This window comes from Arthrobacter sp. FX8 (assembly GCF_026723805.1).
GTDB lineage: Bacteria > Actinomycetota > Actinomycetes > Actinomycetales > Micrococcaceae > Arthrobacter.
This window is the reverse complement of sequence record NZ_CP113505.1, coordinates 434,765-450,079: the sequence shown is the minus strand read 5'-3', so window position 1 is coordinate 450,079 and position 15,315 is coordinate 434,765. Positions and strand designations below refer to the sequence as shown.

Here is a 15,315-nt window from a genome sequence, read left to right as displayed (position 1 = left end):
ACGGGCTCCTCGCCGCCGGAAGGGTCAACAACCTAGCGCCCCGACCGCTCTGCAGGCGTTAACCCGGCCATGGGCCCAGTCCTTCCCGATGTCGCCAGCCGCGTCGGTGGTGGATTCGACCTTGGCGCGGATGTCCGAGGTGGTGCCGCCGGGGTTCGCACTGCGGGCGAGCGCGGCAACTGCGGCAACAACCGGTGAGGCCATCGACGTGCCGCTGCCGATGTCGTACCCCTGGGAACGGTTGTACTCCCTGGCGAGCGTGAACTTGTGGTTGGGGAAAGTGGAGTAGACGCTGACCCCCGGCGCTGCCACGTCCACCCACGTGCCATAGGTGGAGAATGTCGCCTTCGTGTCGTTGTTGTCGGTTGCGCCCACGGCAATGACATTGGCGTACGCGGCCGGGTAATTCATGGAGGTGTTCCCACCGTTGCCGGCCGCGGCAACCAGCACCACACCCGCGTTCCAGGCATTATTGACCGCAGTTTCCAGGGTGGTTGACGCGCCGACCGCGAGGCTCATGTTTATGACCTTCGCGCCGTTCTTGACGGCCCAGTTGATGCCGTTCGCCAGGCCTGAGCTTGATCCCATCCCCGTGTCGCTGAGAATTTTCCCGGCCAGGATGCTGCATCCCGGGCACACGCCGGCCACACCCATGCCGTTGTTGGCGGTGGCGGCAACGATTCCTGCGACGTGGGTTCCGTGGCCGTAGTTGTCGTCGTTGCTCCTGGACGTGGTGAAGTTGGTCCGCGCCACGACCTTCGGGTTGATGTCGGGGTTGTCCATCGCGACGCCGGAGTCGAGGACAGCCACCCGGATCCCGGTACCTGTGGTGACGGTCCAGGCTTCCACCGCGTCCACGTCGGCGTCAGGTTTGCCCGCAGGAACGGTCAGGGTACCGGCGGTGTTCGTGAATGACTGGCCTGTGTTTTGCAGGGCGTACTGGCTGGGGAAGTAGGTGTCGTTCGAAGCCGGAGTGACCACATAGTCCGGTTCGGCGTATTCCACCGCGGGGTTCCGGCCCAGCGCTTCGACCAGCTGCAGCTCCTTCCCTGCCGGCACGGTGATCAGGTGCGCGCCGGTGCTGCCGACGTCGGGCCCGTCGGTAAGCCCGTGCGATCGGAGGGCGCCCGCGGCGGCGGCATTGTCGCGGAATTTGACCAGGATCTGCCCTGCAGTGATGGCAGGGTCGGCCGCGGCATTGCCGGGGACCACACCGCCCAGAAAGGAGCCAATAACCAGGAGAAGGGCGGCGAAGCTCGCCAGCACAGGCTTTTTCATGGGCTTATCTTCCGCGCGCGTGGCCCGGCTGGATAGGGGGAAAGCCCCTTGATATTTTCCCGGTCACCCGGGCTGTGGCCAGCAGGCAGGGCAGGAGGAACGACGGCGGCACTTGCGTCCCGCCGTCGTCCTTCCTTCCATAACGGGCGTCCGCCCGCCAGCCCTATGGGCGTGCTCGACCGACCGTGGCGTGTTGGCTCAGCGGGCCTTCGCCTTGGTCACGGTGATTGTGATGCGGTCCGTGACTGCGTGGGGGCTGACCCCGTTGGAGGCGGTGACCCTGAATGTGAACTTGCCGGCCTTCGTCGGGGTTCCGGACAGGACTCCTGTGGCGCCGTCCAGGCTGAGGCCTGCAGGCAGTGCACCGGAGGACACATGGAAGGTCGGCGCCGGGGCAGCCGTGGCGGCGAACGTGTAGCTGTAGGCGGCCCGCGTGTTCGCCTTGGTGGGCGGTGTGGCCGCGGTGAACACCGGCGGTGCTGCGTCCACGGTGATGACCGATACCGTGTTGGAAACGGTGTTGACGACGTAGGCAGCCGACCCGTCCGGGGAGACGGCAACACCGGTCGGATGGGTCCCGGCCGGGATGGTGGAGGTCACCGTACCGGACGCGACGTCGACGACCGACACCGTGTCGGCCGCGGAGTTGGTGACGTAGGCCGCTGACCCGTTCGGGGCGATCGCAACACTGTCCGGGGCAAACCCGACCGGGATGGTGGAGGTCACCGTACCCGATGCCACCTCGATGACGGACACTGAGTCGCCCTCGTTGTTGGCGACGTAGGCTTTTGACCCGTCCGGGGTGAACGCCACGCCCGTGGGAGATGACCCGACCGGGATCGTGGAAGTCATCGTGCCCGAGGCGACGTCTATGACCGACACCATGTTGGAGTCCTGCCCGTTGCTGACGTAGGCCTTGGACCCGTCCGGGGCGAACGCAACGGCATTCGGAAGCGGCCCCACCGGGATCGTGGAAGCCACCGTGCCCGAGGCCACATCGATGACCGACACCGTGCCTGAACCGCTGCCGCCGCTGGTGACATAGGCCGTCGCCCCGTCGGGGGCAAACGCAACGGCGAACGGAGCCGCCCCGACCGGGATCGCGGAAGCCACCGTGCCCGACGCGACATCGATGACCGACACCATGTCGGAATCCCCGCTGGTGACGTAGGCGATCGACATGTCCGGGGCGATCGCCAGATCGATGGGAGACACCCCGACCGGGCTTGTGGAAGTTACCGTGTCCGAGACGACATCGATGACCGACACCGTGCCGGCTTCCCAGTTGGTGACGTAGGCTTTCGACCCGTCCGGGGTGAACGCAACCTCCCTGGGGCTTGAACCGACCGGGATCGTGGCAGTCACCGTGGCTGCAGCGTTTGCAGGGACAGGGCCGACCATCACGAGGGCCGCCAGGATTGTACCGAGGATGCCCGCCCGCCGGCCGCGAAGGCGTGCAGCGAACGAACGTGGTCCTTGGTAGCGCCGGGACCCTGTATTGAGTAGCTGCATCACGTTTCCCCCTGCTTGAAGAGCGAATTCTGTTGTGGAGCGTGCGGACATCGGAAGCCACCCTCTGACGGCTGGCCGAAAATACGGCGTGAGCGGAGTCTATAAACCAGGCAAAACCATGGTCACCGTTGGCCCGTACCTGTCTTTTGGACCGGTACTACCTGTTGTGAAGTGCGGCGAGACTGGCGAGCAAGAGTTTTTTCATGGGGGTAATCTTCCGCAGACGAGGCCCGGCTAGATAGGGGGAAATATCCCTTGATGAATTTCCGGTTACCCGGGCAGTGACCAGCAGGCAGGGTAGGCGGCACGACGGCGGCACGTGCGTCCCGCCGTCGGCCTTCCTTCCATGCCGGGCTTGGCCTGGCTGTCAATCTCCCGATGTCTGCCCGTGAATGAGCCTTTGTCCAACAAACACGTCCGACGCTCAACTAGGCTGGAGACCCCGAACCCACCACACAAGAAGCGAGACATAACGTGTACCAGGACGCCGTCCGGTTCCTGTCCCAGCCGGTGGCCGCCCAGCCCGGCGCGCCCCTCCGCGTCGCCGTGTACTCGCGGATCGCCGAAGCCATCCGCAACGGCCTCCTCACCCCCGGCTCCATGATCCCCACCGACGGTGCTGTGCCAGCTGGAGGTCGGCCTGCCCGTGGTGCTGGAGGCTTCACGGAAGGCGCAGGGTTTCTTTGTGCTGAACGCGCCGCCGGCGGTGGATCTGCCGGCGGAGCTGCTGCAGCGGTGCGACCTGGTGATCGTCAATGAGAGCGAGTACGCCCTGATCCCCGGCTTTGCGGAGGCAAAGCTGGTGGCCGTGACGTACGGCAAGGACGGGTCGTCGATGTTCGAGCACGGCCGGAAGGTGGCCGAGGCTCCGTCTGTTGCGGTGGAGGTGGCGAACACGGTGGGTGCGGGTGACGCGTTCTGCGCCGCTCTGGTCCTGGCGCTGCGGAGCGGTCTGGACTACACGCGGGCTTTGGCTGTGGCCAATGCCGTGGGGCCGATGCCGTGGGCGACCCGTCGTCACAGCCGGATTTGGCACAGCTGGGCCACTACGTGGAGCGGACTGCTGCTTCAGGGGCCTCCTTGTGAATATCACCCTGCCGCTGACTGTCGCGCTCCGGCGGGGGTGCCGGCGGACTTTCCAGAGGTCCGGCGCACCACCCGCGAGGCCTACCTCCGGGCGGGACACTTCGCTGCCGATCATCCGTATATGACTGTGCTGGAGGACGCGGAGCACCGGGGCCGAACACGCTCAGGTGTGGGTGGCCGGGGCCGCCGGCAACGTGGCCGCGGCGGTGACCCTGACGCTCGCCGTCTTGGACGCCGACGCCGTGACCGGCTGAGGACGGCATCTGCGAAGCCAACCACGACTAGACCCGGCCCCTGCACCCATAGATCCCCTGCAGTTGGCATCGACTTCGCTGTTTGGAGTATCGATATGAGCTGCAGCTACTTGAACGCTGAAGAAAACAATCCTTGCACCGACACTACGTACCGCCTTTCAACAGACGTTTGCTGGGCCTTCGCAGCGGACGCCCACCGAAGACGCAGCCTCCTACAGCAAGACCATTCTTAAGCCCAAGGTGCTATCATCCGGAACATACAAGTGACGGTTGGCGTTACATGTACATGCGATCGTCTTCCAGCGAAGATTGGGGACCGGCATATGAGTTTTAAGGGATGGCGAGTAAGTGTGAGCGACAAGAATAGAGCCACTTTGCTCTTCTGCATGCCGAGTTTCCTCTCGGGCGCTGCTCAAGTATTTGATTTTATGGGAGACAGCGTTTGCATATACAACACTAGCCCGTCGCCTGAGGCAGCTGACGAACGGGCTACATATCAGGACTGGGCTTCAGTAGGGGATGATCTCATTTCCGCCTACCGTGCCACAACGGCTCTATGAGCCACGAGTCACCCAGCGAGCCGCATCCCAAGAACTTAAATCCTGATGCGGCGAAGGTGGTCCCGCGTCAGCAAGATGAAGATGATCCCCTCGACAAAGTCTTCGAGGGGATTCCGCTCGATGAAGAGAAAAAGGAAACCGTCATACAACGGTTGGAACTCTTACAGGGACAGTTCTCTAGCCCTGTTCCACCTCCCTTCATCATGCGTGAGCACGGTGAAGTTCTTTCAAGCGCACCTGAACGCATTTTCGCAATGGCGGAGCGGCAAGCAGCCCACCGCCAAAGCTTAGAACAGCGTGTAACCAAAGGCGCCGACATTCGGGCCTATATTGGGCAAGGCTGCGCTCTGACGGTTGCGCTAGTCTTTGGCTATTTTTCCTACGATCTGATTCGTGGCGGTGCCGAGGTAGCCGGTGCCGTCCTTGGCACGGTAGACCTAGTCGGGCTTGTGAGTGTTTTCTTGGTAGGTCGCAGAAGGCAATCCGTGGAAGCACAACGAAGGCCTCTGCCGCCAAGCCAAGTCGAACAAGAAGAGCAAGAGTAACCCTTAGCTAGGGCCTTCGCCCGGTTCGCCCGTGAGCTCTTCTTGCGGGGCCACGCTGCCGGCTTATTCCCATCCGATGCAAGTCGAAAAACGCAAAAAGCCTTCTCTCGCGACAGACCCATGCCATTGTAGTTCGGGTCTGGAACCATGCCTTGTCCTCTGATGGGGTAAACGGGGGATTTTTGCGTGGTGTTGTGGACTCTTTTCAACGCTCAATTGAGATACGGCTGGATCTTCTACAGTCTTCTGACACCTTGGCGAGCTACTAACGCGCGTCCTAGGGCGGCCGCAACTACTGACAGAAGTACAATGCAAAGCGAGTACGTGCGTGATCGAATAGGGCTGCACGGCAATGGGGAGAACGCCAGCGGCAAATCAAAGGAAGCACGCCTGCCCCACTGCCCGCAGCATGGGAAGTGGGAGCAGTGGCCGGCAACAACAACGCCAACCTGGTGTGGAGCATCGCGAATATTCTGCGGGGTACTTACAAACCCGCGCAGTACGGCTCGGTGATCCTGCCGTTCACCATCCTCCGCCGCTTGGACTGCGTCCTGGACTCCACAAAGGACGCCGTCCTGCAGGAAGCAGAGGCCAAGAAGGACCTCAACATCCCGCTCGACACCTTCCTCCAGAAGGCCTCCGGCCACAGCTTCTTCAACACCTCCAAGTTCAACTTCGCCAAACTCCTGGATGACCCCACCAACATCAAGGCGAACATCCTCAACTACGTCCAGGGATTCTCGGAGAACACCCGGGACATCTTCGAACGCTTCGAGTTCTACAAGACACTCGAGAAGCTGGACAGCTCGGACCTGCTCTACCACGTCACCAAGGACTTCGCCGCGATCGACCTCCACCCCGAGACCATCAGCAACATCGAGATGGGCCTCATGTTCGAGGAGCTCATCCGCCGCTTCGCCGAAGCCTCCAACGAAACCGCCGGTGAGCACTTCACCCCGCGCGAAGTCATCCAGCTCATGGTCCAGCTGCTGCTGAACTACGACGACGACGTCCTCACCAAAGAGGGCATCGTCCGGTCCATATACGACCCCACCGCCGGAACCGGCGGCATGCTCACCGTCGCGCAGGAGCACCTGCACGCACTCAACCCCAGCGCCTCCCTCGTCGCCTATGGGCAAGAAATCAACGACGAGTCCTACGCCATCTGCAAGTCGGACCTGCTTATCAAGGGCCAGGACATCTCCAAGATCTCGGTCGGCGACACCCTCGCCAACGACCAGAACATCGGCCAGCAGTTCGACTTCATGCTCTCCAACCCGCCCTTCGGCGTGGAATGGAAGAAGATCCAGCCGCAGATCCAGAAGGAGCACGAACTACACGGCTTCGACGGCCGCTTCGGGCCGGGCCTCCCCCGTGTCAGTGACGGCTCGCTGTTGTTCCTGCTTCATCTGGTCCGCAAGATGCGTCCCGCGCACGACGGCGGCTCCCGCATCGGCATCGTCCTGAACGGCTCGCCGCTGTTCACCGGCGGCGCCGGCTCGGGCGAGTCCGAGATCCGCAAATACCTGATCGAGAACGACTTCGTGGAGGCTATCATCGCGCTGCCCACGGACATGTTCTACAACACCGGCATCGCCACCTACATCTGGATCCTCTCCAACAGCAAGAAGCAGAAACACCCGGAACGCACCGGAAAGATCCAGCTAATCAACGGTGTCGATTTCTTCCAAAAGATGCGCAAGAGCCTCGGCTCCAAGCGCAAGGAGCTCGGCCCCAACGACATCGCCGCTATCGTTCAGCTTTACGGCACGTTCGAAGACGACGGCGAGACCTCCAAGATCTTCAACAACCAGGACTTCGGCTACTCCAACATCACGGTCGAACGGCCGTTGAAGCTCAACTTCGCTTGCACGCCGCAGCGGATAGATGCCGTCCTGGCCCAGAAGCCGGTCGAGAAGCTGTCCGACGACGACCGGCAGCTTATCGAGAAGACGCTCACCCGGCTCGGCGAAGACGAGACGAAGCTCTGGAAGAACCGTGAAGGTTTCCTCAAGACCCTCAAGCCCGCCCTCGCTGGCGCTGGGCTCAAACTAGGCGCCCCGGTCCTGAAAGCTGTCTTGTCCGGGCTTTCCGAACGCGACGAGACCGCCGACTTCTGCAAGGGCCCCAAGGGATCACCCGAGGCAGACACTGACCTCCGCGACACCGAAAACGTCCCGCTGGGCGAGGACATCACGGCCTACTTCGAACGCGAAGTCCTCCCCCACGTCCCCGACGCTTGGATCGACGAGTCCAGGACCAAGGTCGGATACGAAATCCCCTTCACCCGGCACTTCTACAAGTACGTCGCGCCCAGGTCTTTGGAGGAAATCGACACGGACCTCAACAAGCTCATCGCCGAGATCACGACGCTGCTAGTTGAGGTCGAGAAGTGAAAGTACGAGCGGAGATCGCCCCTGCCGATCTACCAGAGGGTTGGCCCATGCGGAGGGTCCGGGACGTTGCAACCCTAATAAATGGTTTTCCATTCAAATCCGAGGATTTTGACAGCTCAGGGGAAGTTCCCTTGGTGAGGATTCGAGATCTGACCGCCTCCGATTTCGAACTCTACGTTCCTAAATCCGCTGTTCCTGATGAGTCTCTGATGAAAAACGGTGATCTCGCAATTGGAATGGATGGCGATTTCAACTCCGTGCTTTGGGCTCGAGGTCCAGCGGCGCTCAACCAGCGAGTATGCATACTCCGGCCTCGACGAGGCACGGACATTAGGTTTCTGGGTTACGTCTTGCCGTCCGTCCTTCAGATCATCAACGACCTAACTTATTCGACGACGGTGAAGCATCTGTCCGGCTCCGATGTACTTCAGCAACTGCTCCCTTTCCCAGACGTTAAGCTCCAGCAACGTATATGCCAGTATCTGGACCGCGAGACCGCCAAGATCGACGACCTGATCTGCAAGCAGGAGCGGCTCATCGAACTGCTCGCCGAGAAGCGTCAGGCCATCATCACCCACGCTGTCACAAAGGGCCTCGACCCCACTGTCCCCACCAAATCCTCCGGTGTTCCTTGGCAGGGCCCCGTTCCGGAGCACTGGACAGTTCAGCCGCTGAAGAATCTGATTCGAATGCAGACCGGCGTTACGCTCGGCAAGGATTTCTCTGAGGTTGAGACTGAGACGTATCCGTATCTGCGAGTGGCAAACGTTCAAATCGGATATGTCGACCTTAATGAAGTCAAGGAAATCGACTTGCCCAAAGACTTGGCCGCGACGTCCATGCTGCGGGCTGGTGACGTGCTCATGACAGAAGGCGGGGACCGAGACAAGTTGGCCCGCGGCTGCATTTGGGAAGCTCAGATAGCTCCATGCGTGCACCAGAACCACATCTTCGCGGTGCGAACTGGCGATCAATTATTCAATAAGTTCTTGGTTCTGGCTCTGGACGCTGATCCTGCGCGAGCCTACTTCTACTTCACTGGCAAACAGTCGACCAATCTGGCGTCAACGAACTCTACGACGGTCAAGAACTTCAGGTTTGGTGTTCCACCAGTGGTTGAACAGCACCGGATTGTCGACCATCTCGGACGAAAGACCCGGCTCATCGATGACCTCGTGGATAAGGCAAATGCGGTTATTTCCACTCTGAAGGAACGTCGCTCGGCCCTCATTTCCGCTGCCGTGACCGGCAGGATCGATGTTCGTGAAGGAGTTGCTAAGTTATGACGTTGCCTCAGTGGCATGGATTCGTTGATCCGGTTCTGCGCATCATGTCGGACGGCCATGTCCGCCGGAATGCTGAAATCAGAACCGCTGTGGCTGAGCGCACCCGTCTAAGCGAAGAGGACATGGCGGAGGTGATGTCCTCCGGCGAGGCGCGTTGGTCCAACCGGATCAACTGGGCGGTCTTCGACTCCATGAAGGCCGGTTTGCTCGTCCGCGAGGCACGGGGGCAGTACAAGATCAGCGACGAGGGCCTTCGACGGGTGTCTTCCACTGCGGAAATCACCTATCAGACGTTGATGGAGTACGAGTCCTACCGCGCGTACCAGAACACGTCGAAGGCACCCAAGAAGACGGTCCTTTCCGGCGTCGAACCGGCTACCGCAGTCTCTGAAGTGGCGGTCGATGCAGATCCTTCCGAGGCCCTCGAGCAGTCCGCGGACCAGCTCAAGCGGGTGGTCATCGACGAGATCTATCGCAATCTGCTCGAACTCTCTCCCGACGCTTTCGAACGCCTCATTCCCTTTGTCGTGAGGGCGCTTGGCTACGGAACAGACCGTGAAGACAACCTGAAGCCCACTCAGCGTTCCGGCGACAAGGGCATCGACGGAATTGTCTGGCAGGATGCGCTGGGGTTCGACCGGGTGTACCTCCAGGCCAAGCGCTACTCCGAGGGCAATAATATCGGAGCACCCGAGGTGCAGGCCTTCAGCGGCGCTCTGGGCCAGTTCCGCGCTACAAAGGGCATCTTCATAACCACCTCGACGTTCACCACCGGGGCGCGTGCGGTCGCCCGCGACACGGCGCACTACACGCTGATTCTTATCGACGGGCAGCGGCTGGCGTCGCTCATGTTCGAATACGGCGTGGGCGTTCAGGTGGACCGCACAGTGGTCGTGAAAAAGCTGGATCAAGACTTTTTCGACAGTTTCTAGGGGGAAACCGTATGGCGCAGCACAATGAAGTGACGTTCGAGGACGAGATCTGCCAAGCCCTTGCCGCCGAGGGCTGGATCTACGAGCCCGACCGCAAGGCAGGCGAGCTCTACGACGCCACGCGGGCCCTGATCCCGGAGGACGTCTTCGGGTGGCTGCAGGACACGCAGCCGCAAGAGCTGGCCAAGGTCCTGAAGCCCACGGACTCCGCCGCCGAACACGAGATCGCCAAGCGCCTGATTCTGGACCGGCTGTGTAAAGTCCTGGACAAGCCCGCGGCCAAGGAAGCTGGCATGCTGTCGGTGCTGCGCACCGGGTTCAAGGACGTCGCGGCCAAATTCGATATGTGCCAGTTCAAGCCGGCCATGGGCCTGAACCCGGAGACGCTGGAGCGGTACGGCAAAGTCCGCCTCCGGGTGATCCGGCAGGTGCACTACTCCACGGTCGACACGATGAAGAGCATCGACCTGGTTCTGTTCGTCAACGGCTTGCCGGTCGCAACCATCGAGCTCAAGACGGACTTCACGCAGAACATCAATGACGCCGTCGAGCAGTACCGCAAGGACCGGCTGCCCCGGAACGCCAAGAACAAGGACGAGCCGCTGCTGTCCTTCGGCCGCCGCGCCCTGGTGCACTTCGCTGTCAGCAACGACGAAATCCAGATGACCACCGAACTCAAGGGCAAGGACACCTACTTCCTGCCCTTCAACCTCGGCAATGACGGCCACGCCGGCAACCCCGTCAACCCCAAGGGATCTGCCACCAGCTACCTCTGGGAGCAGGTCCTGCAGCGCGACTCCTGGCTGAACATCATCGGCAAATTCCTGCACCTGCAAATCAGCGACAAAACCAACCCCGTCACCGGCGAACGGGAAGTCCGCAAGTCCCTGCTGTTCCCCCGCTACCACCAGTGGGACGTGGTCAACCACCTCGTCGAGACCGCCCGCACCGAGGGTCCCGGCCACCGCTACCTGGTCCAGCACTCCGCCGGGTCCGGCAAGACCAACTCCATCGCTTGGACCGCGCACCAGCTCAGCTCTCTGCACGGCGCCGGCAACGAGAAGATCTTCGACTCCGTCATCGTTGTGACGGACCGGACCGTGCTGGACGCCCAACTGCAGGACGCGATCTACCAGATCGAGCACAAGTCCGGCGTCGTGGTTCCCATCCGCGGCAACGCCGGCTCCAAGTCCGCGGAACTCAGCACCGCACTGGCGGCCCGGACACCAATCATCATCGTCACCATCCAGACCTTCCCGTTCGCGCTGAAGGCCATAGCCGAGTCGCAGGCGCTGAAGGGTCGGAACTTCGCGATCATCGCGGACGAAGCGCACTCCTCGCAGACAGGATCCACCGCGAACAAGCTGAAGAAGGTGCTCTCCGCGGAGGAGCTGGCGGACGTCAACGACGGCGGCGAGGTCGACGTCGAAAGCTATCTGGCGGCCGAGATGGCCGAGCGTGCCGAGGCCAAAAACATCAGCTACTTCGCGTTCACCGCCACACCCAAGGCCAAGACGCTGGAGCTGTTCGGTCGCAAGGGCCCGGACGGGCTGCCGCAGCCGTTCCACCTGTACTCCATGCAGCAGGCCATCGAGGAGCGCTTCATCCTGGACGTGCTGCAGAACTACACCAGCTACAAGGTGGCCTACCGGCTCACCCACGAGGGCCGGGACTACGACTCCGACGACGCCCAGGTGGAGAAATCCGAGGCGCTGAAGTCCCTGATGAATTGGGTGAAGCTGCACCCGTACAACATCAGCCAGAAGGTCCAGGTGATCGTGGAGCATTTCCGCGCCAACGTCGCCTGGCGCCTCGACGGTAAGGCCAAGGCCATGGTGGTCACCGGCTCCCGCAAGGAAGCCGTCCGGTACAAGCTCGCCATCGACAAGTACATCAACGACGCCGGTTATTTTGGGTTGGGCACCATGGTGGCGTTCTCCGGCGAAGTGACTGACGACGAAGCGGGCCCTGATGCGTTCACCGAGCTCAACATGAACCCGGGACTGAAGGGACGCACCCTTCCCGAGGCGTTCGCCACCGACGAGTACAAGATCATGCTGGTGGCCAACAAGTTCCAGACTGGCTTCGATCAGCCCTTGCTCGTTGCGATGTACGTGGACAAAAAGCTCTCGGGTGTCTCCGCCGTGCAGACGCTCTCCCGATTGAACCGCACCGCCGTCGGCAAGGACCAGACGTTCGTGCTGGACTTTGTCAACAATCCCGATGAGATCCTGGCGTCCTTCCAGCCTTACTTCCGCGAGGCCGCGCTCGAGGGCGTCTCCGACCCGAACGTGGTGCACGATCTTCAGGCCAAGCTCGACGCCGCCCAGATCTATCTCGAGTCCGAGGTTGACGGGCTGGTGAAGTCCTATGTATTAGAGGCGGGGAACAACGCGCTCTCCGGCTGGGTGGCCCCGGCCAAATCGCGTTTCAACACCCGGTACAACGCGGCCGTGGCTGAGGGCGACAAGGCCGCCCAGGACGAGCTGGACCTGTTCCGGAAGGACCTTGGCTCCTTTGTCCGCGCCTACGACTTCCTCTCCCAGATCGTCGACTTCGCCGACACGGACCTGGAGAAGCGCTCGATCTACTACAAGCACCTCCTGCCCGTTCTCCGCGTGAACGACGCGAAGGTGGCGCTGGACCTCTCCGGAGTAGTGCTGGCGAAGTACGCGCTCAAAGACAAGGGCCAGGCCCAGCTGCAGCTATCCGGCGAGGACGCACTGCTGAAGCCGCAGACCGCCGTGGGTACCGGGCAAGCGAAGGACCCCGTTCTGGCGACGTGGGAGGAAATCATCCAGCAGGCCAACCTGCCGTTTGAGGGCGAGGAGCTAGACGCGGTGGCACACTTCGTAGAAGGCGTTCGGCGCGAGTTGGTGAAGAACGAAACGCTCCAGAAGCAGGCGAAGAACAATTCACGCAGTCACTTTGGAAGCAGCCCCCACCTAGAGTCCGCCGTCATCGAGGCCGTATCAGGCTCCATGGATAGCCACTATAACCTGAGTCTTCAGGCGCTGGGCGACAAATCAAAAATGAAAGCGCTCCTCAAAATGCTGGGTGAGCTAGTTTATGAGGAGCTACAAAGATGATCGAAGCGAAACGTGTATTCGACGAGGAAGAATTTACGGAAAGGCCTCGCTTCCTGTACGCGGAGCTGCGAGGACTGTTGGGCGAATTCAATCACCGTGTCGAGCTGCCAAACGGGCAGGAAATGGTGATACTTTATGGCCCTAACGGTGTTGGGAAGACGCACGTTCTCGAATTTATACATCATGCCCTTCGCGGAGATTGGTTCCGGCTGCAAGACATGCCGTTCGATAGTGCAGAGATCGGATATGATGACGGTCGCGCCCTTCGATTCCGCTTTGAATTGACCGATAGAGGCGTGGAGAGTGATTCACCTCGCAGGCGTGCCTTGGTTTCCAACGCCGCGCCCCCACTTCTTGTAACGCTTGAGACCGACGAAGCAACCCATGTCTGGCAGGGGCCTCTACGAGATTTCAGCGACGCGTCACCCATGATGATAAGAAGAGTTGTCGAGAGAGAGCTCGGATATCGGCGCGTCGAGCCAGACATGTACTTACAGCCCGCGTCAGACAAGAGACTTTCATTTGCCGAAGTGGTTTCGGCCGAAAGTAAGAACATACATAAGTTTTTATCAAGCAGATATCTTGATGCATCAGCTGACCTTCAGACAGTCATACCTGATGCTATGCAGGACTACATCGACGAAGATTCATCTATTCTAGTCGAAACCCAACGCTTGATTATGACGCAGGCGGGCACACCCACGACTAGAGAGCGTTCCAGCCAGCCTTTGCTAGCAATAGACCAGGTATCGAGGTCTGTGCAGTCTCTTATGGAGCAAGCGCTGGCTGACAATTCACGTCTTTCACAGCGATTGGATCGAACCTTCCCTAGCCGCCTGTTCGAACCAGACGCACAAGTCGCGTCTTCGGAGAAGGAAATACGCCAACTTCATCAAGACCAACAGGACTTCAGAAGCCGACTCGCAAATTACCACTTGGGGGGTGAGGATGAGTCGAATGTCGAATTACCTCAACGTCCGTTGGAAAGCTGGGAAGTCAAAGTATTGGGTCGTTATCTACAGGATAGCGCTCGAAAGTTGGAATCGTTTCACCAGCTTTTGGACAAGCTGGATCTCTTTATGAACACGTTGAACTCGCGATTCTTCCGTAAACGCATCTATTTGACAAGCGAGCGCTCACTCGCGATTGAAAATACTCGCGGTGATACGTTGACTGTTTCAGATCTTTCATCGGGCGAACAGCATGAGCTGATACTCCTAAAATATCTTCTATTTGACACCAACCCCGGTTCGATTGTGCTTATAGATGAGCCGGAGATATCCTTGCATGTGAGTTGGCAAAAGGCATTTCTGGAAGATCTGAGCCACGTCTCAAGCATATCGTCTTTGCGTTTCATCATCGCCACGCATTCGCCACAGATTATTAACAACTCCTGGCATCTTACTACCCCGCTAGGAGGACCTATCGATGAATGGTGATATGCGCGAGGAGCAAACTCCTGTGAATCGGGCTGTGGAACTGATGATGCAGGCTCAAATTGACCGTCGGTTAGTGTTGCTCGTAGAAGGAATATCAGACTTCCGTCTCTTCAACCGATTCCTTGCGGCTGAGCGCTGGGAACTCGAATATCTTGAGGGTAAGGATAATCTTGCCGAGTGCGCCCGGACGCTTAGTGAGATGGGACTTACCAATTTCCGGGTCCTTACTGATCGCGACCCATTGGATCCTTTGGAAATAAGGGGTGCCGTTTATACCACCTTCGCGGACATGGAGGCAGACCTTCTTGCATTGGAAGGACTCCTCGAAAGGGTTCTGCTTTCATCGGCTAGCAGAAGGCCGGACGAGCAGTTGCGCCGATGTCAGGCGGATAGTTGGCCGGAGCTAGTTCATGCACTCGTGTCTCCCTGGACTGCACTCCGAGTGGCGAGCAAGCAACAACGGCTGGAGCTCCCACTTAAGGACTTCCCGATCAATTCCCTCGCCAGCCAGAAGACGGCAACCGTCTCGGTAAGCGCGGTCGCAAAAGAAGCAGCACGGCGCTCACGCGGACAACTCACAGAAGAGGAAGCGAGAGAGCTCATAGAATCGCTGTCAGCAACCGACTTGGAGCGCGTGCACAACGGTCATCACCTAACAGGGGCCATCGCATGGATCACGAGTGAAATGTTGGATTCTTCAAAAATCAGTAGAGATCGAGTCGAAGAGCGGCTTAGGGCAGCAGTAGATCTGAATGGCCTGCTATTGCTAGCGAGCATACAGGACCTGGACTCATGGGCGCACAGGCATCGAAAGTGTATGTGGAAGTCTGGCCACTGCCCTCGCTGCATGGTTGAAAGTTCCCCTACTGCTGCCTAGCGGCATCGCACGATGCCAAGCACGGTCGTAGTTCGCTGCAGCTAACCACCTTGCCAGTGTT

Annotated in this window: 9 protein-coding genes and 1 pseudogene; 8 read left to right on the top strand and 2 right to left on the bottom strand. The window is 60.1% G+C overall.

Features of this window, described 5'->3' with window-relative positions:
* Nucleotides 1-24: 24 nt before the first annotated feature.
* Both OUO20_RS02005 and OUO20_RS02000 read right to left on the bottom strand, forming a co-directional pair.
* On the bottom strand, nucleotides 25-1,278 hold the full coding sequence (locus OUO20_RS02005) for a S8 family serine peptidase (RefSeq protein WP_268002736.1): 1,254 nt from the start codon (nucleotides 1,276-1,278) through the stop codon (nucleotides 25-27).
* A 198-nt stretch (nucleotides 1,279-1,476) separates the two neighbouring features.
* Nucleotides 1,477-2,643: a beta-propeller fold lactonase family protein gene (locus tag OUO20_RS02000; RefSeq protein WP_268002735.1), complete on the bottom strand. Its 1,167-nt coding sequence runs from the start codon at nucleotides 2,641-2,643 to the stop codon at nucleotides 1,477-1,479.
* Nucleotides 2,644-3,406: 763 nt separating this feature from the next.
* On the opposite strand from OUO20_RS02000, the pseudogene OUO20_RS01995 reads away from it, so the two are divergent.
* From OUO20_RS01995 to OUO20_RS01960, 8 genes and pseudogenes are all read left to right on the top strand, one after another.
* A pseudogene (locus OUO20_RS01995) lies at nucleotides 3,407-3,876 on the top strand (PfkB family carbohydrate kinase); the annotation flags it as partial.
* An 810-nt stretch (nucleotides 3,877-4,686) separates the two neighbouring features.
* Entirely contained in the window at nucleotides 4,687-5,235 is a 549-nt protein-coding gene (locus tag OUO20_RS01990) for a DUF2335 domain-containing protein (protein WP_268002734.1), read from the top strand.
* Between the two features lie 416 nt (nucleotides 5,236-5,651).
* On the top strand, nucleotides 5,652-7,631 hold the full coding sequence (locus OUO20_RS01985) for a type I restriction-modification system subunit M (protein WP_326498063.1): 1,980 nt from the start codon (nucleotides 5,652-5,654) through the stop codon (nucleotides 7,629-7,631).
* Nucleotides 7,628-8,917, top strand: a complete 1,290-nt coding sequence (locus OUO20_RS01980; protein WP_442781108.1) for a restriction endonuclease subunit S — start codon at nucleotides 7,628-7,630, stop codon at nucleotides 8,915-8,917. The genes OUO20_RS01985 and OUO20_RS01980 overlap by 4 nt, the downstream gene beginning before the upstream one ends.
* The gene (locus OUO20_RS01975; protein ID WP_268002732.1) at nucleotides 8,914-9,849 is read left to right on the top strand and encodes a restriction endonuclease; all 936 of its coding nucleotides are present in this window, start codon (nucleotides 8,914-8,916) and stop codon (nucleotides 9,847-9,849) included. Before OUO20_RS01980 ends, OUO20_RS01975 begins: the two co-directional genes overlap by 4 nt.
* Before the next feature lie 11 nt (nucleotides 9,850-9,860).
* Nucleotides 9,861-12,938 carry a type I restriction endonuclease subunit R gene (locus OUO20_RS01970; protein ID WP_268002731.1) on the top strand — a complete coding sequence of 1,026 codons (3,078 nt, stop codon included), beginning with the start codon at nucleotides 9,861-9,863 and terminating at the stop codon, nucleotides 12,936-12,938.
* On the top strand, nucleotides 12,935-14,377 hold the full coding sequence (locus OUO20_RS01965; RefSeq protein WP_268002730.1) for an AAA family ATPase: 1,443 nt from the start codon (nucleotides 12,935-12,937) through the stop codon (nucleotides 14,375-14,377). Before OUO20_RS01970 ends, OUO20_RS01965 begins: the two co-directional genes overlap by 4 nt.
* The gene (locus OUO20_RS01960; RefSeq protein WP_268002729.1) at nucleotides 14,367-15,254 is read left to right on the top strand and encodes a hypothetical protein; all 888 of its coding nucleotides are present in this window, start codon (nucleotides 14,367-14,369) and stop codon (nucleotides 15,252-15,254) included. The genes OUO20_RS01965 and OUO20_RS01960 overlap by 11 nt, the downstream gene beginning before the upstream one ends.
* Nucleotides 15,255-15,315 lie beyond the last annotated feature (61 nt).